Here is a 23804-nt window from a genome sequence, read left to right on the forward strand (position 1 = left end):
GTCCAGTCCAAAGCTAAAGCAGAGAAATTTTTTGATCAAGGGAATAAACAGCTTGAGACTTACCAATTCCCAGATGCATTACAGTCTTTTCAACAAGCATTAAATATTTATCGGGAAATTGGAGATCATACTCGCGTAGCCGAAACCCTCAACAAGCTAGGAGAAGTTTACACCCTGCTGAGTCAATTTCAAAAAGCTCAAGAAAGTTTGCAGTCAGCTTTAACTTTTTTCCGTACACAAAAACATCGCTTAGGGGAAGCTTTAGCGCTCAATCAACTGGGGGAAGTTGATCGCCATCAGGGTGAGACTGAAACTGCGCTGAAGTATCACGAACAAGCCTTGGCGATTGTACAAGAATTGGGTAACCGTGCTGAAGAAGCTGCATCTTTGCATGATATCGCCGCAGTTTACGAAACCCAAGGAAAGTATGAAAATGCCCTGAAATTCTATGAGCAAGCTTTATTGATGCGGCGCGAGGTGAAAGATAGAGCCGGGGAAGCTCTAACTTTGATTGGGTTGGGAAATACTTACTTGAGTTATATCCAATTAAAGCTGTACTACCAGGCTATTAAGAAGCCGGAAGAAATCAAATCGTATAAAGATGTTCTTAAGTATTACCAGCAAGCATTAGCTATTATGGGATCTGTGGGCAACCGTGCGGGCGTTGGCTGGAGTCTTAACGGCATTGGCATGAGTTATGGTGTTTTAAATAAGCAGGAAGATGCTTTAAAATTTTATGAGCAAGCCTTAGTTAAGATGCGTGAAGTGGGCGATCGCTCTGGGGAAGCAGCTGTTATCTTAAATCTGGGCAAAGACTACATCTGGGGATTCGATCCGCAAAGGGAATTTAGACCGATTTCACTGGATTTGTATGAGCAAGCTTTAACTATTACCCGTGAGATTGGCGATCGCCCTTTGCAAGCTAAAATCCTCTATAGAATGGGGTTTGTTTACAACAATAAAGGGCGTAAACGTCCGGAAACTGCTCTGGAGTATTATAAACAAGCTTTACCGATAGCGCGACAGATAGGCGATCGCTTTCTCGAAGAAAAAATCCTCGATAGTATGGGCTATATCTACAGTAACCTGGGCTACCCTCAAACTTCTCAGGAATATCAAGAGCAAGCTTTGGCGATTAGGCAAGACATGGGTATGGGTGTGAATTTTCCTACAGATATTGTCAAAGTGGGCACGCTGATTACTTACAGTACACCAAAAAAAAGACCGACTTTGATCACTCTGCTGGATGGAGAAGCACTAATCCATTACAGAAATGGCGCAGCTCATGCAAATAACCGACGATACCAAGCCGCTTTAGAATCTTATCAGCAAGCCTTGGCAATTGTGCGCCAACAACAGAATCGCCCTTGGGAATGGGTAATTCTCAATCAAATGGGGACAATTTACGAAACCTTGGGACAATTACCTGCAGCATTAGATAGTTACAAGCAAAGTTTGGCAATTAGACGAGAGGTAGATGAACGTGCAGCAAAACAGCCAATACCCCATACTATTCGAGTAGCTTATGGTACTGATGTTAATTTTGCCAGCCAAGAAGGAATGCAATTGAATGAGGGGATTACCAAAGGTGTAATTAGGATAGCAGAAGGAGAGCCGATTACTACTCCTATTACTACTGTTGTGAATAATAGCTCAGGGATAACGATACAGGAGAATAAGGTAACAGGTTTGATCTCTAGTAAATTTACTACTTTTGGACAAAAAACAGTAGAGGTAATTGCAGGGTTGGCTGGATGGGCAGGATTTACAGAAAATGAAGAGGAAGATACCCTCGCAAATATGGGGGATATTTACAAAACGCAAGGACAATACCAAGCTGCATTAAATTTCTACAGTGAAGCCTTAAAAATTATCCGCGCAGAGATGGAAAGCCAGGAAAGTAAAGAGTCTCAGCTGCGGAGATTAACAATAGAGGGAGCTTACTATCAGCAGGAACAGAGAATTAAAAGAAGTATAGGGGAAGTTTACGCAGCACTAGGACAACACCAAGCTGCTTTACAAGCTTACCAGGAATCTTTAGCCATCGCTAATAAGGAAAATAGCGGTAACCGTATTGCTAGTCAAATACCTATTCTCCTGACGCAGATTGGCAAGGCTTACGAAAATTTAGGACAGTATCCAGCTGCCCTACAAGCTTATCAACAAGCATTGGCGATCGCTCGTGACCCTAAAAATCAAGGCTACTATTTTTCTGAAGAATATCTGATTCGTCGATATGGGCAAGAAGAATATTTTCGTCGGTTTAGAATAGCTTATGCCAGGCCAAATCCAGAAGCACTCCTCAACAGTATTGGCACAATTTACGAAAAGCTAGGACAACCTCAAGCGGCGCAGGAACATCGCCAGCAAGCAGTCGCATTTAAACAAGAAATTAGCAACCGTAGTGAGGAAGAAATCACTGGTAAGAAGGCAATTTTGATTACCGAAGTAGGCAAAGATGAAACAAAAAAACCGATTGTGCAGATAAATCGGCTAGAGGGTGAAGCAGTCGTTCTGTTTGCGGCGGGAAATAGTTACACTTCCCAAGGACAATATCTCAAACAACAATATCAATTTGCCTTGCAATCTTACCAAAAAGCTTTGGCAATTGTTCGTCAACAAAAAAATCGTCCTTGGGAAGCAGTAATTCTCACTCAAATGGGATTAGTTTATGAAAAGTTAGGACAAAATCAAGCAACTTTAGAGTCCTATCAGCAAGGGTTGGCGATTCAACAAGAAATTGAGAAACTGACTGATAAAAAAGCAACTCTCCTGAGTAAACCTCCCCTCAGTGGTTTTGTTAATTATGAAAGTGTAAAAATTCGTTTTGATTCTGGTCAAATTACTACTTTTAAAGCGGAAGGAGGGGTGATTTTCTTTGGTCAAACAAGAGAAAAACTCAAAGCCGATCAAATATTTAAAGAAGGTTTTGAGCAGTCTAGAGACGAGAAGTATGCTAGAGCTATTAAAACATTAGAGACAGCTTTATCGATTTATCAACAGCTAGAAGATAAAGCAGGTATTGCGAAGACTTTCTATGAAATGGGGGAAATTTACAATGCTCAACAAGATGAACTGCTAGCATTGAAATACTACCAGCAAGCTTTGTCAATTTACCAGGAAATAGGGGATAAATATGGAGAAAAATCTAGCCTCAAATTGATGGAGAGAATTTACTATCAGCAAGGTAGTCAACTTTCCCAGCAAGGTCAATATAGTGAAGCTTTAGAGAATTTACGCCAAGTCTTAGAGATTGCCAAAAAACTTGGTCATCAAGAAACAGTATGGAGAACTCTCAACCAAATAGCTATAATTTACAGCAGTTTGGGAGAATATAAATTAGCTTTAGATTACTATCAACAAGCCTTACCAATTCGCTACGAAGTTTTAGGACATTGGGTAGGAGTTGAGTTCAATATGGCGCGAATTTATGAAGTACTAGGGCAATACGAACTAGCTTTAAAATCCTATCAAGAAGCCTTAAAAACTGCCATAAGACCTGCAGAATTAGATATCGATGTTGGGATGATTGGGGATATTGCGGGGGAAGCTAGAGCGTTAAATGCTATAGGGAATATTCACTCTAGGCAAGGAAAGTATGAATTAGCATTGGATTTACATCGCCAAGCTTTAAAAGTTATTAAAAAGGTTAATGATAAAAAAGAACAAAAATTATTAGAAGGAACGACATTTTATAGTATTGGGCTTGTTTACTTCAAGCAAGAAAAATATCAATTAGCGTTAGATTTTTTGCAGTCAGCCTTAGCTATTTACCAACAACTAGGCTCCAGGCGTTCCGAAGGCATAACTCTCCACGCTATCGGCAAGGTTTACTTTGAGCAAGGGCAATATGAATTAGCTCAAAATTTCTTACAGCAAAGTTTAGTGATTGCTCAAGAGATTGGTAATAAAGAAGGTGAAGGATATACTTTAACTACTATCGGTTATTTACTAGAAAAACAGAATAAACCAGAATTAGCGATTATTTTCCTAAAACAATCCGTGAATGTTAGAGAAGCGATTCGCAAAAATATCAGGGAACTTCCCAAAGAACAACAGCAGTCTTACACCCAAACCATTGCTCAAGATTATCGCCACCTAGCCGATATCTTGCTGCAACAAAACCGAGTTTTGGAAGCGCAACGGGTGCTAGATTTACTCAAAGTCCAGGAAATTGAAGACTATCTCCGCAATGTTCGGGGGAGTGATAAGACTGCGACTGGTATTGCTGAACGTTCCCAAGAACAACAAATTCGCGAAGGGATGACGACGGAAACTGATAAAGCGATCGCACTAGGTAAAGAACTCGCCCAACTCGAAAGCCTTCCCGTTACTAAGCGTACACCAGCCCAAACCCAGCGCATCATCGCCTTGAGAAAAACTCAGCAAGAGATTGCCAAACAATTTAACGCCTTCCTCGAAAGCCCCAAAGTGCGAGAATGGATCGGGCAACTTCAGCAAACCACCCAAGGACAGAGTTTTAATTTAGAGTCCTCCGCCAGCGCCTTACAGGATAACTTGAAAAAACTTCAGCAAGATGCTGTAATTATCTATCCCTTGGTGTTGAGCGATCGCTTAGAGCTGATTTTAGTCACCCCCTATGCACCACCACTGCGCCGCACCGTTGCTGTTAAACAAGCAGAACTCAACCGCGCGATCGCTGAATTTCGTTCGGCGTTACCAAAACGTACCCCAGGGGTGAAAGTTCCGGCTAAACAGCTTTATGATTGGCTAATCAAACCCCTAGAAAATGATTTAGCTCAAGCTAAAACCAAAACCATCATCTATGCCCCAGACGGACAACTACGTTATATTCCCCTAGCTGCCTTGTATGATGGTCAACAATGGTTAGTCGAGCGTTTCAGCATTAATAATATCACTGCTGTGAGCTTAACTGACCTCAACACCAAACCGCAGCAGCAGTTAAATGTGTTAGCAGCCGCCTTTACCAAAGGAAACTATAGCTTTGAGGTAGGAACTCGACAATTTCAATTCTCCGGTTTACCCTTTGCAGGTGTAGAAGTAGAAAATCTAGCGCAAACTGTTCCTCAGACAAAAAAACTCTTAGATGAGCAATTCAATCAAGATATTGTGTTGCAGATGAATGATTACTCCGTCGTACATCTGGCTACTCACGCTGCATTTACCAATGGACAACCAGAAGAATCATTTATTTTATTTGGTAATGGCGATCGCGCTACACTACGAGATATCCAAAATTGGCGATTGCCGAATGTTGATTTAGTCGTACTTTCAGCTTGTGAAACTGGATTAGGAGAGCAGTTAGGCGACGGTAGGGAAATTCTCGGTTTTGGCTACCAGATGCAACAAACAGGCGCAAGAGCTGCGATCGCTTCTTTATGGTCAGTGGATGATGGCGGTACGCAAGCATTAATGAATGCTTTTTATACTAGAATAACACAAGGGAAAACCACAAAAGCCGAAGCTCTGCGTCAAGCGCAAATCGCTCTAATTACTGGAAACTATGCAACCATAGGTCAGCAAAGAGGCATCAACGATAATTTATCACCACAGGTAAAGCATCACCTCAGTCACCCTTTTTACTGGGCACCGTTTATTCTCATTGGCAATGGCTTGTAAATCATCTTGGTATACGGTTAAGGATCATTGTAGTGATCGCTTGACAATCGCTACAAATTTTCAGCTTTTTGAGATTAACTGAGCAGTAATAAATTGGACTATTCAGGATTGTAAATTTCGTAATTGTAAATTACCTCACGAGCTTTGAGATCTTAATGACACACGTGAATAGTTTTACCAGTCTGGGTTGCTAATTCTTGTAGCTTCAATTTCCATAGTCGGGAGCGATAACTGTTACTACCACCGCAATCTGCCGTAATCATTATCTGCTGTTAATTTTGAATTGGTATCACCTTTATTGATTACTCTCCAGAAATTTGGACAAAAACTGTTCTTTGTCGTGGGCCATCTAATTCAAAAAATAAAACTGACTGCCAAGTTCCTAAAGCTAATTTTCCATCCACAATCGGAATTACTTCACTAGTACTGAGCATCATTGCCATTAAATGAGAATGAGCATTCATTGGTTCATCTTCCGGGACAACTCTTAAATGCAAATCATTATGTAAGTATCGGTCTGATTCTGGTGCTAATTTTCGCAAAAATACTTTGATATCTTCTAACAGCCTTTCTTCATTTTCGTTAATAGCTAAGGCTGTTGTGGTGTGTCGAGAAAATATTAAAGCCTGTCCATTTTGAATCGATGTGGAAGCAATACAATCCTGAATCTGGGGCGTGATGTTATGAATATTAATTCCTTCTTGGGTTGGAATTTTAATTAGCTGATTAACAATTGGCATATTGAAGAAACCTTTCGCTGATTTTAAATGTTAAATAAGCCTTCTAAAATAGAATATCCGTTCACGTAGGATGCGTTAGCGATAGCGTAACGCATCCGTATCAAAGGTTTTCGCCTAAAGCACGCTACATTAATAAAATTTTTGCAAAAATTTTATCGGCATTATATACCTTTAATATTATCTGTAAATCTTCTATTTTTTATATATCAAAAATACTGAACCAATCGGCCCTGCATTTTCTACATATATTTTATTATTGTAAAATAAGCCGGGAGACATCCCACCATCAAATAATATTCCTTCTTGAATTTTGCCCAAACAATTATTCTTAGAAATACCTTCTAAAACCTCATCAAATTTATCGGGTAATAATTCTTGATTATTTTGAGAAAATTCAATATTAGAATTAGCTTTAGCATCATTCACCAACAAAATTACGTATCCTTTATCGGTAACAGCAGCTAAAGAGCGATTCGTTGCTTGTTTACAAGCAAATTCTCCCAAATCATTACAAATATCTTTAAACTTTCCGTCACGATAAAATCTCCCATTACCTCCTACCAAGTTGTAATTAAGAATTTCCTCTTTTCTTCTACCAGCCTGGATAGTGGCTTTTCTATTTTTTGGGTTACCTCCAGATACACCAAAAGAAGAACGTTTATTTTTAAAGTCTCCAGAATACTCGAATCCGCGAGAAATATTTAAACCCTGGGGTTTGTTATCAGTGCCTATATAATCAGCATTAATTGCTGCTATGGGAGTTTGTCTATTTAATTGAGAATTTTCATCAGCAATGATTTCCCTGAATATTTTTGGCACATATTCCTTACGCAATTTTCCTTGACTATTTTTGGCGTAAATTTTATGAGCAAGTCCGACATTTACCTTAAAATCTAATTTTTCTGAGCGAGGGTTAAAAACAATCACATGATTGATCCCTCTATCAAATTTTTTCCCTAGATTATTAGCTTTGAAAAACTCAATACTAAAATTAGCATTTTTGCCAATGCAAGCAGTCTTCGCTGATTCTTGGGCTGCATTAGATGTATTATCACTACAGCCAAATAATAGATTCAGCGTGATTACAAGAATAGATAATAAAAATAATTTTTTCATTTTGCATTTGGTATTTAGTTTTTAGTGTTCGGTGTTTTTCATTACCCATTACCCATTACTCAGTCCCCAATCCCTCTAAAACAAAAACCCGCTACAGAATTACTATAGCGGGTAAAAATTTATTCAATCTGGAGTCAATGCAAAATTTCTAAGACAGCCATTCTAAAACGGCTTCGTCTTTGGTGTTGGTATTGCGGGATGGTGTTTCACGATTAAACTTCATGTGAATTGAGCGGGTTTGCTCGCCATCAGCAGCAACAGCCAAAATAGGATAGTCGATTAAACCATCTTGGAAGGACATCTGGAAGCGGAATGTACCATCTGGGTTCAGCTTAATTGGACGACCGCCAATTGTCACGGTAGCATCTGGTTCGGTTGCACCGTAGACAATTAATTCAGCATCAGCAATTAACCAGAACTTGCGAGGACGCACTGGTACAGCAGAGGCGGAGAAGCCAACACCAGACATTCCCACACCAGACATATTTAAACCAGAGGTGGTGGGAACTGCCCACATACCTACACCAGATGGGAAAATGTAGGAGCTAATAGCCTGTTCTGGTGTTACAGAACCAGGTACGTGCTGCATAGAACCAAACAGAGAACCTGCAACACGTTGTGCTTCAGCAGATTCCGCCATACCAAAGATTTGGTCGTAAATCGGGTTACCGTTACCGTTAGCGTAGGCTGTGGTAGCAATTTTCTTGGCTGGGGGAACCAATTCGTAAACAGTCTTACCACGCAAGTCTTCTTCAAAGTTGACGGTGACGAATACATCTTCAATCCAGTCTGAAGGATAGACGGGAGGAATGTGTACGCGTGCAGAACGCGCTAGAACTAACCAGCGTCCATCAACAGCACGATAGCCAATATCAATTACATAGTCGCGATCGCTCACAGGAATTGGTAGATACCATTCTCTAGCCAATTCATCAGCAGGATATTCTTGCAGGCTGTGGGGACTTTGGAAATCAATATTGATTTCAGTAACATCATAAATCCGCAGCGCTAGCTGTTGTCCCCCTTGTCTCCGTAATTCTTCTTTATGCTCATTGGGAACATCCCAGTAGGTGTAAGCCCACTGGGGATCGCGTGGTAAAAGTACAATCCGGCTTTCACCGTAACCAGCAGGTAAGTCTCCTAGTTCCTCATCAACATCAATGAGTAAACCACCATTACGATCTTCTTGACCTAACTCGAATTTTGCTGCTTCCACGGTTTCCTGTGCCTCCAGTGAACGAGATGGACTAAGTGAAAACTTGCTGCGCTGAACTTCTTGAATCGATGCCAGTAATTGTGATTTACGCATCCGGCTGTAGCGAGAAATTCCATACTCACTCGCTACTTTGCGTAATTGCCGCAATGTCATCTCCTCTAGCGGCGGGCGTTCTTTTGCCATTAATTTGGCCTCCAGTAGTTTGAAAGGTAAATGATTTCTCCGGGTTACAGAATGCTAAGTAACATTTCATCCAACTCCAGATGAATTTCTTATTCCTGACTTCTGGTATTGCCCAGTGTTGTAGTTTGTTAAATGGTTATTAAATTGAGAGTCACTCCCTTTCAATTCCTTACTCATGCAAAAATCAGCATCTTTTTGGGATCAAGTGGAGTTGTTGAATAAATATTAAGCAATAACCCTGGGTTGGGATCAAGGGGTCTGAAGACGCTTTTTCGGCTATTTCACGAATCTATCAGCCCTTTGGGGATCAAAATGTCAGCAAACCATAACATTATGTCTGCTGGACTCAAGGGGGATCAACCGTAATATCAAGGTTTCATGACAATAAATTTGCCCTAAAAAACGTCGTAGGGACACAGGTATTGTTTGTGTCCCTACGACATATCTGGAAAGAGTGCTGAGTTGGAGAGACGCGATTAATCGCGTCTGTACAAGAGTAAAAATACTAGTTGCTAGCCTAAGTGCCTCTGTTTAGTTAATGTACTTTTAATTTCTGTAGCCAGAGTGGGCTGTAAACCTTACTCTAGAAAAGTTCTACTTATAGGGAACATACAACTTCAACATTCAACCGCTTAAAAGTTCATTGTGATTTTGTTGATAACTGACATACTTTGAATGCGCCAAATACCTTCTTGACGAACCAAGTTATATTTAACACGCAAAGTTTCGTCCGAAGCTTTCTTCAGTTGACCATGTTGATAGAACTGAGTGATTTCCTTGACTGTAGCTTCCACGGCTGTGCGATCGCTATCGTTATCAATTTTTTCTACAGATTCTACCTTGTGGCTATGTTCGTATTTCCGATAACGATTCTCAGACTTATCTTGCAGGGCAATTGAGCGCCATTGCAATAAAGATGAACCAGTGAGAATTTGTTGTAAATTATCAACCTCATGATTTGGCCCTAAAGCCGCCGCTTTGGTAGATAACCAACTCCCAATGATTTCCTCGGCTGTCGTAGTTGTTAAAGGCCCGTCTGGCGATTGTGGTTTGCTGTTGGGGTCAGGAATCTGGATAATAGGTTGATTAATTTCTATTGATAATTGTTCGCCTTCTAGCCTTGGCGACGGATGAAAGAGACTTCTGACAAATCCAAAGGTTGTGGAAACGATCAACCAAAAAACAACTATGACAATCAAAGAAACCAGCACAGTCCATACAAGGCGGGTTTTACCTTCTAGGGAGTTGGCAAAATTACGCCGTCTTTGCGGATAACGTTGTCGCGGATCTAATGGACGTTCTCGGCTAGTAGTTTGAGTTGGCTTGCGCCGCCTGCGCCCAGAAGTTTGCTCTGGTGGGGAAACTCTAGCAGCACCATTTAAGTTTTGCTGGGGTTCTTTAGCTGTGCGTTCGGCAGATGAAAACTGCGTTACTGGCGCATCTGGTGTGCGATAGCTACCAGATATGGGAGTTGAGGATCTCCATTTGGGCGAAGTTTCTGGTAAATCTGGATCGGGAGGTCTGCTATGACGGAATTGTCGAGAATTCCCAGGAACGTTGTTACGGTTCTGGGTATTGTTATTTGGTGGTGGCGATAAAGGTTGACGGTTAATTACAGCCGATTCATCAGTTGTTTCCGCATCTGAGGGTAGAACTTCTAAATAGGCTTGTACCTGTGGTTGAGCAAAGTAACTCTTTAAAGAAGCTGTTTGCTTGTTTAAATCTCGGAAGTGGGGAAACACTTCATGTTGTAACCACTGTTCTCCATAGAGACACAAACCTGGTAATAAATCTGGAGAATCTTGAGATTTTTCCCGAATAAAAGCTAAAGCTTCGTATTCTTGGCTGAGTTCTAAAACACGAGTGGCTTCTTCGGTTTGCCCTAATAACAGCGCACAGAGTGATTGTTCTAAATGTACATCTTGGCGCTTGCCCAACCGCATCAGCATTTGCTTGGCTTGGCGAATTAAGGCTGGTTGACGTTGCACAAAACCCCGTGCTATCAAGGCATAAACAGCCAAATAGGTAGCGACAGCAGAAGGACGTTTGCTTTCTGCTTCAAATAACTTGTGCTGTTCTGCGACGGTTAAGTGGTTACGTAACTGCTGGATAAATCGCAAAAAGTCATCAATGTTCAGACCTGATTCATCATTACCATTGCCATCAATGCCACCGCGATCGTCTAGGATGTTTTGCAATAATTCTAGACCTTGGCGACGTTCGGCGACGTTGGTTTCTGGTAAAGCTAGTAATTCCAGAATCCGATATGGTCGCAACTTATAAAGATCTGCTTGAATTTCCGCCTGTACGGTGGGAAATAACTCTTCGCGAGATAAAACTTCCAGACCAGTTTCTAAGGAATTGGCGGCGTTTTCGTAATGACCTTGCTGCCATTGCTCCCGCCCCAATTCTAAGCAGGCTAAAGCAATGGTGAGAACTACATCCGGGCGATCGCTTTCTCTGGCTTCTGCGTCGGCTAAATTATTGCCTGTTTTGCCCTCTCCTCCATTATTTTTATGGACTAAATATGGCTTTCCTAATTTCAGTACTATTTCGTACTCACCTAAGTCCTGCAAAATTAGTAAAGCACCAACTAACTCCTCCTGAGAAATTTCAATACTTAGACTTTGGTTGTCAATTGCACCATTTGTTTGTCCGGAGCGGTTTTCAACTGCTACGGACGCAGAAGCATTACCATCAGGGTCATAAGCATGGGCAAGATACAGCTGATCGTAACTGCTACGTTCTTTGGGATCTGATAAAACCACGTAAGCTTCTTCTATAAGTTGTTTGCGCGAAGAAATTGCTGCTTGAGAATACTCTCGTCGCGGCAACTGTACAATGCGATCGCTGTATGCTTGCCGCAATTGTTCTTCACTTGCCGCTAACGGTAGTCCTAAAATTCGGTAGTAATCTAGCGGAATTCGCACAGCCTACTTCCCCTGCACCGCGATCAACATAATTCACTTAAAGCGTCCCAGGCATGTAAAACCGTGCCATAATAACACCGTGTTGACTTTACACCACAAGTGTATATTGCAACAACTTGTTTTGTATCCTCCCGAAATTTGAGTCATATTCTAGTACCTATATTTTGCCTTCGCCTAGAAAGGGTCAGCTTTTTGTTTTAATTCTTAGTATTTTGATTTTTTACCAGAGGCTATGAGCCTTGGATACTATAAACTACAAATTCCGCTTTTCTAATTAGTAGAATAATTGTATTTTTTAAAACATTTTAATCTCCGTGTATTTTAGTAATTATTTTCTTGGTAAAACAAGCTAGCTTGATATATCCTACTTATATGGTAGATGTATCAATACTTATATACTCATACTTGTAGATGAGTATAAAGCAAGAGTCAGCAATCATAGCGATGCTAACTTACGCCAATTTTACGGTTGGCAACATGAAGACAACCGTCATATTTATAATTGACTTCCCAAATTTTGACTATTGCTGTCTTGTATCTTGAGGTATATTTATGGACTAGGAACCTTAAATAAACTCAGATAACATTACTGATGATGATCTGTCAACACAGATGTGTTAATTTTTAGCGGCTACCAAATGTTCACTAAAACAAAGCTATTGCTGATTAAAATTTGCCTTAAAGGTAGACAAGGATCTTGTTTTGTGTTCACGTGAGTTAGTGTTAGATTTTTTTAAGAATCTTTCACTAATATGTTTAATAACACGGTAATAAAATCACCGCTTGGTAGATTTCCCTATTGATAGCTAGAGAAAGAAATCATATCATTCCTAGACCTGAATTACAATTATCTAACTAAGTATTTAGCTAGAACAGGAATTAGCGTCCTGATTTTTGCCAAATTGTTAATGGATATGCAGAAAGCAAGCTATCCTGATTGATAGCCTATGAAGGGGTGTGGATTTAACTTTCAAGACGGCTTTTGCTTTGATAGTAATAGCCGCCTGGCAGGTGGGCTATAAAATTGAAAATCAAAAATTAAAAATCAAAAGTCACCCATTTACAAATGTGATTTTTGGTACACAAATTTTGATTGTTGACTCAGTTAAAAATCGTAAATTGCAGTTTGACGCGACAGGGATACTATACAAATAATGGTTCAAGAACGCACGTTACCCACCTTTAATACTGCTAATGTCAAGATAACCAAAGAAGAAGGCTTGCGGTTATATGAGGACATGGTCTTAGGGCGCTTTTTTGAAGACAAATGCGCTGAAATGTACTATAGAGGCAAAATGTTTGGTTTTGTCCATTTGTACAACGGTCAAGAAGCCGTTTCCACTGGCGTGATACAAGGGGCGATGCGACCAGGAGAAGATTATGTTTCCAGTACATATCGCGACCACGTCCACGCTTTAAGTGCGGGAGTTCCAGCCAGAGAAGTGATGGCAGAGTTATTTGGCAAATCCACAGGTTGTAGCAAAGGCCGTGGTGGTTCCATGCATATGTTCTCTGCGGAACATCGCCTATTAGGTGGTTATGCTTTTGTGGCTGAAGGTATCCCTGTAGCAGCTGGTGCAGCTTTTCAAAGCAAATATCGCCGCGAGGTATTGGGCGATCAAAGTGCTGACCAAGTTACTGCTTGCTTTTTTGGTGATGGTGCTGCTAACAACGGTCAGTTCTTTGAGACTTTGAATATGGCAGCTTTATGGAAACTGCCAATTCTATTCGTGATCGAAAATAATAAGTGGGCAATTGGTATGGCTCACGATCGCGCTACTTCTGACCCAGAAATTTACAAAAAAGCCAGTGCCTTTAACATGGCGGGCGTAGAAGTAGACGGTATGGATGTGCTAGCTGTGCGTGCAGTTGCTCAAGAAGCTGTCGCCCGTGCCCGTGCTGGAGAAGGCCCGACTGTAATTGAAGCCTTAACTTACCGTTTCCGCGGTCACTCCCTAGCAGATCCCGACGAACTACGCAGCAAAGCCGAGAAAGAATTCTGGTTTGCCCGCGATCCAATTAAGAAGCTAGCAGCTTATTTAGTTGAACACAATTTGTCAGATCAAGAAGAACTCAAAGGCATTGATCGCAAAATTCAAGGTGTCATCGACGATGCGGTGAAATTCGCCGAAAGTAGCCCCGAACCAGATCCCAGCGAGTTATATCGCTTTGTGTTTGCAGAAGACGAGTAAGTTGGGGATTGGGGACTAGGGACTGGGGACTGGGGACTGGGGACAAGGAGAAATCACCATTTCCTGACTCAGAACTCAGCACTGCCCCATGCCCAATTAGCAATAAGGACTAAATATTGTGTTTTCTATAGCGATTCAACAGCAGCAATACAAAACCTATATTCTTTCTGATGAAAGCGCAGGTTCGCAATTGGAAGTTGTTCCAGAACGGGGCGGTATTATTACCCGTTGGCGCATTCAAGGAGAAGAAATCCTTTATTTAGATGCGGAAAGATTTGCTAATCCCGATTTAAGTGTTAGGGGTGGAATTCCGATTTTGTTTCCCATCTGTGGCAACTTGCCTGATAATACTTACACCGTAGATGGCAAGAATTATTCCCTGAAACAGCATGGCTTTGCCCGTGATTTACCTTGGCAGGTGAGTGATCAAGTAACCCACGATCAAGTTAGCCTCACTATAGTTCTCCACAGCAACGAGCAAACAAGAGCTGTTTATCCTTTTGATTTTCAGCTAGTTTTTACCTACGAACTGCAAGGCAACACTTTAGAGATTAAGCAACAGTATCAAAATTTGTCATCGACTCCATTACCTTTTTCTATGGGTTTTCATCCCTACTTTCAGCTAGGTGACAAAAATCAATTAGAGTTTGACATCCCCTCTGGCGAATATCAAAATCAAACAACTAAAGAAATTTATCCATTTCATGGTAATTTTGATTTTAGTCAGGATGAAATTGACGTTGCCTTTAAGGAACTCACCAGTCAATCTGCCTCTGTGGTTGACAACAGCAGAAAGCTAAGGGTCTCCCTAGAGTACGGTAATGAATATCCCATCTTGGTATTTTGGACGCTTAAGGGTAAAGAATTCTATTGTTTAGAGCCTTGGAGTGCGCCTCGTAATTCCCTGAATACTGGCGAGCATCTGATTGTGTTAGCCCCAGGAGAGAGTTACCAAGCATCTGTACGCCTAACGGCAAATTTCTTCTAGAAACCCCTTTACAAATCTACAGATGTTTGTGCTATAATTGCAAAGTTGCGATACACAACTTAACGGGTCGCTAACTCAACGGTAGAGTACTCGGCTTTTAACCGATTAGTTCCGGGTTCGAATCCCGGGCGACCCATATAAAAGAAAAATGCTCGCTGATGCTTGAGGAATCAAAGTAGAGGCGAGCTTAATTGTTGATAGGGGTATTTGTGAGTGCGATCGCACTCTCCCTAAAATAAATTTTCGCAGTTCGGTAGGATAGGCTTAGGCTAACCCAAATATTAGACGTTATGGTGAAAACCCCTCCCCAGCATCGGATAATTCCCTTTTTGGAAAATGGCGACAAACTTACCCGCTATGAATTTGAGCGTCGCTACAACGCTATGCCCAATTTGAAAAAAGCCGAATTAATTGAGGGAATTGTCTATACTATGCCTGCTGCTTTGCGTTTTAGAAGTCATGGTCAACCTCATGCTTGGATTCTTACATGGCTTGGTACTTATGAAGCAGCTACGTCTGGTGTAGCTTTGGGGGTTGAACCAACTGTACGCTTAGACTTAGATAACGAACCTCAACCAGATGTAGTTCTGCTGATCAATCCAGAGGCAGGAGGCCAAGCACGACTAAGTGAAGATGATTATATTGAAGGTGCGCCAGAGTTAATTGTCGAAATTGCTGCTAGTAGTGTAGCTATTGACCTGCATGGTAAAAAACAAGCTTATCGCCGCAATGGTGTAAAAGAATATATTGTTTGGCAAGTTCTAGAGCAAAAATTGAGTTGGTTTTATTTAGAACAGGGTGAATATCTGGAATTAGTAGCTAATGAGCGTGGAATACTGCAAAGTCGGGTCTTCCCAGGATTGTGGTTAGCAGCAGCAGAAGTATTAGCAGGGAATATGCAATCTGTCTTAGCTGTTTTACAAACAGGCTTACAATCTGCTGAACACGCAGCATTTATCCAGCAATTAGAATCTTGAGAGAATTGCAGCGCTAGACAGACGTTAGCATAGGTAGTTATAGAAATCGGCTTTGGTTGATCGCATTGGATACAAGACTACCAAAGCCTCAAGCTGTGGAGTAGCAGACTGTACAGTACGTTATTGTGAATATGGGGCACATTTATGAGTTGTAGCGTAAACTTTTTCAACATAAACACTCATCAATAGTTATAATTTCCTATATGTTGAAAAAACTCTTAAGATTAGCGTAACAATTACATTAATAGTAAATAATTACGCTTCTCTCACCCCGACTAGCTGACAACCACATTAGGAGGACTATCTATGGCGCTTGTACCCTTACGGCTGTTGTTGGATCACGCGGCTGAAAACGGTTACGGCATCCCAGCTTTCAACGTTAACAACTTGGAACAAATTCAGGCAATCCTGAAGGCTGCTGCTGAGACAGATAGCCCCGTAATTTTACAAGCTTCTCGTGGCGCTCGTAACTATGCAGGAGAAAATTTCCTACGCCATTTGATTTTAGCGGCGGTAGAAACCTATCCTCATATTCCCATTGTCATGCACCAAGATCATGGCAATGCTCCTTCTACCTGCTATTCAGCAATTAAGAACAACTTCACCAGCGTCATGATGGACGGCTCGTTGGAAGCTGATGCTAAGACCCCAGCAAGCTTCGAGTACAACGTCCGTGTTACCAGCGAAGTTGTAAATGTAGCTCATTCTTTGGGTGTCAGCGTTGAAGGCGAACTCGGTTGCTTAGGTTCTCTAGAAACTGGTGCTGGTGAAGCTGAAGATGGTCACGGTTTTGAAGGTACACTCGATCACTCTCAATTGTTGACCGACCCCGACGAAGCTGTTAGCTTCGTAGAACAAACTCAAGTAGATGCTTTGGCTGTTGCTATCGGTACAAGCCACGGTGCTTACAAGTTTACCCGCAAGCCAACTGGCGAAATTTTGGCAATCAGCCGTATTGAAGAAATTCACCGCCGTCTGCCCAACACTCACTTGGTAATGCACGGTTCTTCCTCCGTACCTGAAGATTTAATTGCTGTAATTAACGAGTATGGTGGAGCAATTCCTGAAACCTACGGCGTACCTGTAGAAGAAATTCAAAAAGGTATCAAGAGCGGTGTTCGTAAGGTAAACATTGACACCGATAACCGTTTGGCAATTACTGCTGCGGTACGTGAAGCTTTGGCAAAAAATCCCAAGGAATTTGACCCCCGTCACTTCCTCAAGCCTTCTATCACCTATATGCAGAAGGTTTGTGCAGAACGCTATCAGCAATTTGGTACTGCTGGTAACGCTAGCAAGATTAAGCAAATTTCTCTGGAAGATTTTGCTGCTAAGTACGCTAAAGGCGAACTCAAAATGATCACCAAGGCAGCTGCTAAAGTCTAATTTGGTTGAAAAATCATTAGGAGCATAGCAGGGCTTTGCTCCTATCAGTCTGGAAATTGTGATTTTAAGAGACATGAACCGGGTAGCGTGTAGTTACCTGGTTTTTTTGTTTGGGGTTTGGTAATGGGTAATGGGTAATGGGTAATGGGTAATGGGTAATGGGTAATGGGTAATGGGTAATGGGTAATGAGTAATTGGTAATTGGGGTTTGTCTGTTGTCATTTGGTATTTTCTACCTCATCCCTAATCCCCAGTACCCAATCCCTAATCCCGCAACCGTATGGCTACACTACCGCCGTGGGCTGGTAAGCCTTCGGCTTCTGCTAGGGTGACTGCGGCTTGGCCGATTTGCTGTAATGCTTGTTGATTGCATTCTAAGTAGGTAATGCGTTTTAAAAAGTCGTAAACACTTAAGCCGGAGGCAAAACGGGCAGAACGGGAGGTTGGAAGGACATGGTTTGGCCCGCCTAAATAATCGCCAATGGCTTCTGGTGTATAGCGTCCTAAAAATAGGCTACCAGCACATTTGATTTCGCTAGCTAGTAATTGGGGGTTATCTATGCATAATTCTATGTGTTCTGGTGCTAGCTGGTTGATGAGGGGAATACTTTCGGCTAAATCGTTGACAATAATTACAGCCCCATGTTTTTCCCAACTGGCGGTAGCTACTGATTTGGTAGCCAATTTGTTTAAAACTTGCTCAACTGATGCGATCGCTTTTTGCGCGAATTCTGCTGAGTCGGTAATTAAAATAGATTGGGCGCTAGGATCATGTTCTGCTTGCGATAGTAAATCCCAAGCGATCCATTCGGGATTATTTTTGTCATCTGCGACTACCAGAATTTCGGATGGCCCAGCAATACTGTCAATTCCCACTGTGCCAAATACTTGGCGTTTGGCTTCGGCAACATAGGCATTACCAGGCCCAACAATTTTATCAACAGGAGCAATAGTTTCTGTACCATATGCTAAAGCTGCGATCGCTTGCGCTCCACCAATACCATATATTTCTGTGACACCAGCAATTTTAGCGGCTGCGAGTACTGCGGGATTAATCTCACCGCGAGGCATTGGCACTGTCATCACTATGCGATCGACACCAGCAATTTTTGCGGGTAGGGCATTCATTAATACTGAACTAGGATAACTAGCGCGTCCGCCAGGTACATAAATTCCTACCTTTGACAGTGCTACCCAATTTAATCCCAGCCTCACACCAACTGTATCGGTATAGCCGATATCTTGGGGTAGTTGTTTTTCATGAAATGCGGCAATTCTCTCTGCTGCCAATTCTAAGGCTGCTGTCACATCCTTTGGACATTTGGCTGCAAGTTCGGCAATAAATGTCTCACTTAGACGCAAAGACTCCGGATGATAATGGTCAAAGCGGCTAGTATAGTCATGGACTGCCGCATCACCACGCACTTTGACATCAGCCAGAATCTCTCTTACTGTCCCGCTAACATCAACAGTTGCTTCCCGGCGATCATTTACAAGTGCTTTGAATTTGGTAGAAAAATCTTTGTCGGTTGTTTGAAGTAGCTGCATGGACAGTATCTTTAATGCCCCAAGGTCAACAATCAATTGGGGCGAACAATCACATTTTATCTCAATTGCCATCACCAAAGGTTTAATTGTGGGAGCAATCACACTTTGGTAATTTTTGCGTCTACAATAAGTATTCAAGCGGAGGAATAAGGCTTGAAGTTGGTATTAGTAGCGCCCAATTCATTATTAGCGGCAGCATTTCAAGAACATTTCAATTATTTACCTAACGTTGAAATAGTCAACGACTACTTTGAGTGGTTGCCTAATTTTGACTGTTTAGTTAGTCCGGCTAACTCTTTTGGCATGATGGATGGTGGTATGGATGCTGCCATTATCAAATTTTTTGGTAGTTCTTTGATGGACAGAGTACAGCAACGTATACTTGCAGATTATTTAGGTGAACAGCCAGTAGGAACATCAATGATTGTGGAAACCGGTCATTTTAAGCATCCGTTTCTAGCACATACACCGACAATGCGAGTTCCTATGTCTATTATGGGGACGGACATTCCTTATATATCTATGTGGGCTATGCTTTTAGCGGTGCGCCACCATAACCAACACGCTCAGTACAAAATTAATACCATTGCTTGTCCTGGTTTGGGTACGGGTATTGGTAGAGTACCATATCATGAGGCTGCTAGATTAATGGCATTAGCCTATGACCATTTTCTCTATCCCCCCAAGCATCTTAACTGCTTTGTAGCAGCTTCACGACAACTTTTGATCTGGGAGGGAAGGAGTTAAGGTGATAAACGCCTGACTTCAAATCCCCGCAAACCTTCCGGTTCTTCGTACTCCATCACTACATTTTGTACCACAGCGGCGGGAGGGCCATTATGACACCAGCGCACCATCTCTTCTACCACTTCTCGCGCCCCTTCAAAAACTGCTTCTACTCGACTATCGGGAAGATTTCGCACCCAGCCTGTTAATCCCAACTGGCTTGCTGTATCTACTGTAGCGTAGCGATAGCCAACGCCTTGGACGCGGCCAGAAACGAAAACATGGGCACGGATGAGTTTTGACAGTGGAGTAGAATTTTGCATTGACTGGTCAATGGTGGACAATTTCTAACCTACCGAATTTTGGCTGATGACTTTATTCCAAAATGTAGACAGGCTGAAAATCATCACTAGATTTGGCAGTTTATTGGATTATATAGTGATAGAGTGCTTTGCACTAGGAGTGCGATCGCATTCTTGATTCGCCACAATTACCAATTATTCAACGCGTCAACTTGGAAGTTCAACTCGCTTATGTCTAATTTGCCACCACTCAATACAGATACTATTTGGGCAATTCTCAACGAAACTATTGATGATGCAACAGTCAACCAATTGGTATGGCATTGCTTAGGTTATCGCTACAACTCATCAACTGGAGAATGGGACAATAGCGAAGTCGCACCAGAATGGCGGGATGAATACCCACAACCACCAGATTTCATTGACAGTCGTCCCGCTACAGTCAAATTGACTCGTTCTATACCTAAAGAAAACAAACAAATTCTCAAGGAAAAGTTAGGTTTTAAAGGTTACAAAATTGGTGAATTTGGGCCTCGGCAAACTCGTAGGGCTACTGCTGCGAATTGGTTATATAGTTATATGAATCCTGTTAGCAGTAATTTAGAGTCAGTTTAACAAGAGTCAAAAGTCAAGGGTCAAGAGTCTGAATTTTGGGAATTTTGAGTAGAGATGCGAATAATCGCGTCTCTGTGACTCTTGACTACTTCTGCCAAAAAATATAATTATTGCCTCAATATTCAAATAATAAATTTCAAACTGATATTCAATTTAATATGCAATAAATATTAAATTTATTCCCACAGATAGAGGAAATCATGAGTTAATTATTTCCCCTGGGCGATTGGCTAAATATAAGTGGAGATCAGAAAATATATTTACCAACATTTTCTACTCCTGATGCAATTATATGGCGAAAATTGAATTTAATCTGTTTGCACCTTACAACAAAGGAGCAGCATTAATCGGTTCTTTTTCTAATTGGGAAGATATTCCAATGGAAAAAGGTGACGATGGTTATTTCCGCACTTCTGTTGAATTAGAAGATGGCGTTTATCAATATAAATTTCGCGTCCAATCAAATTCATGGTTTCTAGAACCAGAACAATGGGTTGATGTTACAGACCCTTATGCAACTGATATTGATGAATTAAGTGGTCAAGATAACGGTATCGTCAAAATTAAAGATGGTGAAAGAATTGTTGATACCTACGTTTGGCAACATGATGATAAACATTTGCCTGCTGACCATGAATTAGTCATATATGAATTACACGTTGGTGACTTTTCCGGTGGAGAAGATGATCCCTATGCACGCGGAAAGTATAAACACGTTGTTGAAAAATTAGATTACTTGTGTGAATTAGGAATTAACGCTATTGAGTTGATGCCAGTTAAAGAATATCCTGGTGATTATAGTTGGGGCTATAACCCTCGTCATTTCTTTGCACCAGAATCTAGTTATGGTGCTACAGAGGGATTAAAAAAATTAATTGATGAATGCCATGCTAGAGGTATTCGCGTCATTATGGATGGTATCTATAACCATTCAGAAGCCTCTAGCCCATTAACTCAAATTGACCACGATTATTGGTATCACCATGCGCCTCGCGACCCTGATAATAGTTGGGGGCCTGAGTTTAACTATGAACATTATGATGAAAATTTAGAAACTTATCCCGCACGCAAATTTACTGGTGATACAGTAAGATATTGGATTGAAGAATATCATATAGATGGTATTCGCTATGATGCAGCACGCCAAATTGCTAACTACGATTTCATGCATTGGATTGTACAGGAAGCGAAAAATGCTGCTGGTTCCAAACCTTTTTATAATATTGCCGAACATATTCCCGAAACTACCAGCATTACCAACGTTGATGGCCCTATGGATGGTTGCTGGCATGATAGTTTTTATCACACTGTGACTGCACATATTTATGGCGACACCTTTGATTTAGAAAACCTCAAAGACGTGATTGATTGTAAGCGTCAAGGTTTTATGGGTGCTACCAATGTGGTAAATTATCTCACTAACCACGACCATAACCACCTGATGGTGGACTTAGGCGATCGCAATATTTTTGATGAAGAAGCATTTAGAAGAGTTAAATTAGGAGTTGCTATCCTATGTACCGCTGTTGGTGTGCCTTTAATTTGGATGGGTGAAGAGTTTGGCGAGTATAAACCCAAACAACCGGAATCAGCTAAAATCGACTGGACACTATTAGGGAATGAACTAAATTCTAGTTTGTTTGATTACTATAAGGGCCTAGTTAATCTGCGTAAAAATAGCCATGCACTTTACACAGAAAATATCGATTTTATTCATGAAAATCCCGAAGCCAAAGTACTAGCTTATAGCCGTTGGAATGACGAAGGTTCTCGTGTAGTAGTTGTGGCAAATTTCTCCGAGAACTTCCTCTCTGGTTATCATGTTCCTAATTTCCCCAATGGTGGTACATGGCACGAGTGGACAGCTAATTATGATGTCGAAGCTGGCGATGATGGTATCATCACCGATATCGGCCCCTATGAAGCTAAAGTCTTTGTTTGGCAGTAATTGATTACACTGGTACTGAGAAAACGCTCCAAATCCTAATCAAAGGGGGGAAATATTGCCCCCCTTTTTCTTTAGCTTGATTACCTCAGTTATGAGTAGGATTTATTAGGTCTAATAAAATACACTTGAGTCAAAAATTAGTCAGCTATAAGACTTGGTAATTTGAGCGTTCTATGATATTTTGGTGTATTTTTTGACTATAAATGTGTATAATTTTTAAGTCTCAATTTAGTAGCATAAATCACAATTTCCGCTCCATGCACCATATATTATTCAACGCCAACATTGAGAACTCTCACGTCTTACTAACTCCTAACGAAGTAAAATCAAAATTACCATTAACTAAATCAGCCGAAGAAACTGTTTTGAAATATCGCGAAGAACTAGAACAAATTCTAGATTTTCAAGACAGAAGAAAATTTATAGTTGTGGGGCCTTGTTCAATTCATGACCCCAAAGCAGCACTAGAATATTCGCAACGATTAAAAAATTTAGCAGAGAAAGTCAAAGATAAATTATTACTAGTAATGCGGGTTTACTTTGAAAAACCCAGAACCACAGTAGGATGGAAAGGATTAATCAATGATCCCGAAATGGATGATTCTTTTCATGTAGAAAATGGTTTATTAATTGCGCGAGAATTGCTGTTACAAATTGCCGAATTAGGTTTACCAGCCGCTACAGAAGCACTTGACCCAATCATCCCTCAATATATTAGTGAACTCATAGCTTGGTCTGCCATTGGCGCACGCACTACTGAATCACAAACTCACCGGGAAATGGCCAGTGGACTTTCCATGCCTGTAGGTTTTAAAAACGGTACAGATGGTAATATCCAAGTAGCTTTAAATGCCTTACAATCTGCGAGAATGCCTCACAATTTCCTCGGCATTAATCAAGATGGACAGGTGAGTGTATTTCAAACTAGAGGTAATGCCTACGGACACGTGATTTTAAGAGGTGGAAATCAACCTAACTTTGATGCAGCTAGCGTCAAAACCGTAGAAGAAAAATTGAAAGAGGCGAAATTACCACCCAGAATCGTGATTGATTGTAGTCATGGTAATACGAATAAAGATTACAGATTACAATCTGCGGTTTTGGAAGATGTGATTCAACAAGTAGTTGATGGCAATACTTCAATTGTCGGTATGATGCTGGAATCGAATTTATTTGAAGGTAGTCAATCAGTAAATTGCCAAAAATCAGAATTAAAATATGGTGTTTCTGTAACAGACAAATGTATTGGCTGGGAGGAAACAGAAAGAGTTATTTTGGCGGCTTACGACAAGCTGAAATAGTGATTAATCTGTAGGGTGCGTTAGGCGAAAGCCGT

General features: G+C 41.2%; 16 protein-coding genes, 1 tRNA gene and 2 pseudogenes. 12 read left to right on the top strand and 7 right to left on the bottom strand.

Annotated features, from left to right (window positions below; genetic code table 11):
• Window positions 1–78: 78 nt before the first annotated feature.
• Together AACU25_RS22075 and AACU25_RS22080 are read left to right on the top strand one after the other, a co-directional pair.
• A pseudogene (locus AACU25_RS22075) lies at window positions 79–1869 on the top strand (tetratricopeptide repeat protein); the annotation flags it as partial.
• Window positions 1870–1884: 15 nt separating this feature from the next.
• On the top strand, window positions 1885–5601 hold the full coding sequence (locus AACU25_RS22080) for a CHAT domain-containing protein (RefSeq protein ID WP_339382117.1): 3717 nt from the start codon (window positions 1885–1887) through the stop codon (window positions 5599–5601).
• A 155-nt stretch (window positions 5602–5756) separates the two neighbouring features.
• On the opposite strand, the pseudogene AACU25_RS22085 reads toward AACU25_RS22080, so the two are convergent.
• The 5 genes and pseudogenes from AACU25_RS22085 to AACU25_RS22105 form a co-directional block, all read right to left on the bottom strand.
• A pseudogene (locus AACU25_RS22085) lies at window positions 5757–5873 on the bottom strand (ISAzo13-like element transposase-related protein); the annotation flags it as partial.
• A gap of 30 nt (window positions 5874–5903) precedes the next feature.
• Window positions 5904–6341 carry a secondary thiamine-phosphate synthase enzyme YjbQ gene (locus AACU25_RS22090; RefSeq protein WP_096579307.1) on the bottom strand — a complete coding sequence of 146 codons (438 nt, stop codon included), beginning with the start codon at window positions 6339–6341 and terminating at the stop codon, window positions 5904–5906.
• Between the two features lie 192 nt (window positions 6342–6533).
• Window positions 6534–7457: a phosphodiester glycosidase family protein gene (locus AACU25_RS22095; protein ID WP_096579309.1), complete on the bottom strand. Its 924-nt coding sequence runs from the start codon at window positions 7455–7457 to the stop codon at window positions 6534–6536.
• Between the two features lie 148 nt (window positions 7458–7605).
• Window positions 7606–8856, bottom strand: a complete 1251-nt coding sequence (locus tag AACU25_RS22100; RefSeq protein WP_096579311.1) for a DUF4912 domain-containing protein — start codon at window positions 8854–8856, stop codon at window positions 7606–7608.
• 632 nt (window positions 8857–9488) lie between these two features.
• A complete protein-coding gene (locus tag AACU25_RS22105) occupies window positions 9489–11786 on the bottom strand; it encodes an IMS domain-containing protein (RefSeq protein ID WP_096579313.1) in 2298 nt (765 codons plus the stop codon).
• Between the two features lie 957 nt (window positions 11787–12743).
• Between AACU25_RS22105 and AACU25_RS22110 the strand changes: the two genes are divergently transcribed.
• The 6 genes from AACU25_RS22110 to fba all read left to right on the top strand — a co-directional run bounded on the left by AACU25_RS22110 (window position 12744) and on the right by fba (window position 17329).
• The gene (locus AACU25_RS22110; protein ID WP_096579315.1) at window positions 12744–12941 is read left to right on the top strand and encodes a hypothetical protein; all 198 of its coding nucleotides are present in this window, start codon (window positions 12744–12746) and stop codon (window positions 12939–12941) included.
• On the top strand, window positions 12941–13978 hold the full coding sequence (gene pdhA, locus AACU25_RS22115) for a pyruvate dehydrogenase (acetyl-transferring) E1 component subunit alpha (RefSeq protein ID WP_096579317.1): 1038 nt from the start codon (window positions 12941–12943) through the stop codon (window positions 13976–13978). The genes AACU25_RS22110 and pdhA overlap by 1 nt, the downstream gene beginning before the upstream one ends.
• A 118-nt stretch (window positions 13979–14096) precedes the next feature.
• The gene (locus tag AACU25_RS22120) at window positions 14097–14966 is read left to right on the top strand and encodes an aldose epimerase family protein (protein WP_096579319.1); all 870 of its coding nucleotides are present in this window, start codon (window positions 14097–14099) and stop codon (window positions 14964–14966) included.
• Window positions 14967–15030: 64 nt separating this feature from the next.
• Window positions 15031–15102 (top strand) — tRNA-Lys (locus tag AACU25_RS22125).
• Between the two features lie 154 nt (window positions 15103–15256).
• A complete protein-coding gene (locus AACU25_RS22130; RefSeq protein ID WP_096579321.1) occupies window positions 15257–15943 on the top strand; it encodes a Uma2 family endonuclease in 687 nt (228 codons plus the stop codon).
• Between the two features lie 306 nt (window positions 15944–16249).
• Complete coding sequence (fba, locus tag AACU25_RS22135) at window positions 16250–17329, top strand: class II fructose-bisphosphate aldolase (RefSeq protein ID WP_096579323.1); 1080 nt, start codon at window positions 16250–16252, stop codon at window positions 17327–17329.
• Window positions 17330–17593: 264 nt separating this feature from the next.
• Here the strand turns inward: fba and hisD are convergent, their stop codons facing one another.
• The gene (hisD, locus tag AACU25_RS22140) at window positions 17594–18877 is read right to left on the bottom strand and encodes a histidinol dehydrogenase (RefSeq protein WP_096583936.1); all 1284 of its coding nucleotides are present in this window, start codon (window positions 18875–18877) and stop codon (window positions 17594–17596) included.
• A gap of 153 nt (window positions 18878–19030) precedes the next feature.
• On the opposite strand from hisD, the gene AACU25_RS22145 reads away from it, so the two are divergent.
• Complete coding sequence (locus AACU25_RS22145; protein ID WP_096579325.1) at window positions 19031–19624, top strand: macro domain-containing protein; 594 nt, start codon at window positions 19031–19033, stop codon at window positions 19622–19624.
• On the opposite strand, the gene AACU25_RS22150 is transcribed toward AACU25_RS22145, so the two are convergent.
• The gene (locus AACU25_RS22150) at window positions 19621–19926 is read right to left on the bottom strand and encodes an acylphosphatase (protein ID WP_096579327.1); all 306 of its coding nucleotides are present in this window, start codon (window positions 19924–19926) and stop codon (window positions 19621–19623) included. The genes AACU25_RS22145 and AACU25_RS22150 overlap by 4 nt on opposite strands.
• A 210-nt stretch (window positions 19927–20136) precedes the next feature.
• Here AACU25_RS22150 and AACU25_RS22155 point away from each other — a divergent pair, with 210 nt between their 5' ends.
• From AACU25_RS22155 to AACU25_RS22165, 3 genes are all read left to right on the top strand, one after another.
• Window positions 20137–20520 (top strand): DUF1823 family protein, encoded by a 384-nt coding sequence (locus AACU25_RS22155; RefSeq protein WP_096579329.1) that lies wholly within the window; start codon window positions 20137–20139, stop codon window positions 20518–20520.
• Window positions 20521–20812: 292 nt separating this feature from the next.
• Window positions 20813–22468 (top strand): alpha-amylase family glycosyl hydrolase, encoded by a 1656-nt coding sequence (locus tag AACU25_RS22160; protein WP_096579331.1) that lies wholly within the window; start codon window positions 20813–20815, stop codon window positions 22466–22468.
• 257 nt (window positions 22469–22725) lie between these two features.
• On the top strand, window positions 22726–23769 hold the full coding sequence (locus AACU25_RS22165) for a 3-deoxy-7-phosphoheptulonate synthase (RefSeq protein WP_096579333.1): 1044 nt from the start codon (window positions 22726–22728) through the stop codon (window positions 23767–23769).
• Window positions 23770–23804: the final 35 nt, after the last annotated feature.

It is taken from the genome of Tolypothrix tenuis PCC 7101 (assembly GCF_963874875.1).
Taxonomy (GTDB): domain Bacteria; phylum Cyanobacteriota; class Cyanobacteriia; order Cyanobacteriales; family Nostocaceae; genus Aulosira; species Aulosira tenue.

Bases quoted from the DNA above. Each gene is read 5' to 3' on its own strand.
- AACU25_RS22160 (WP_096579331.1), top strand. From the start codon at position 20,813: ATGGCGAAAATTGAATTTAATCTGTTTGCACCTTACAACAAAGGAGCA.
- AACU25_RS22080 (WP_339382117.1), top strand. From the start codon at position 1,885: ATGGAAAGCCAGGAAAGTAAAGAGTCTCAGCTGCGGAGATTAACAATA.
- AACU25_RS22150 (WP_096579327.1), bottom strand. From the start codon at position 19,926: ATGCAAAATTCTACTCCACTGTCAAAACTCATCCGTGCCCATGTTTTC.
- hisD (WP_096583936.1), bottom strand. From the start codon at position 18,877: ATGCAGCTACTTCAAACAACCGACAAAGATTTTTCTACCAAATTCAAA.
- AACU25_RS22090 (WP_096579307.1), bottom strand. From the start codon at position 6,341: ATGCCAATTGTTAATCAGCTAATTAAAATTCCAACCCAAGAAGGAATT.
- pdhA (WP_096579317.1), top strand. From the start codon at position 12,941: ATGGTTCAAGAACGCACGTTACCCACCTTTAATACTGCTAATGTCAAG.
- AACU25_RS22130 (WP_096579321.1), top strand. From the start codon at position 15,257: ATGGTGAAAACCCCTCCCCAGCATCGGATAATTCCCTTTTTGGAAAAT.
- AACU25_RS22100 (WP_096579311.1), bottom strand. From the start codon at position 8,856: ATGGCAAAAGAACGCCCGCCGCTAGAGGAGATGACATTGCGGCAATTA.
- AACU25_RS22165 (WP_096579333.1), top strand. From the start codon at position 22,726: ATGCACCATATATTATTCAACGCCAACATTGAGAACTCTCACGTCTTA.
- fba (WP_096579323.1), top strand. From the start codon at position 16,250: ATGGCGCTTGTACCCTTACGGCTGTTGTTGGATCACGCGGCTGAAAAC.
- AACU25_RS22155 (WP_096579329.1), top strand. From the start codon at position 20,137: ATGTCTAATTTGCCACCACTCAATACAGATACTATTTGGGCAATTCTC.
- AACU25_RS22095 (WP_096579309.1), bottom strand. From the start codon at position 7,457: ATGAAAAAATTATTTTTATTATCTATTCTTGTAATCACGCTGAATCTA.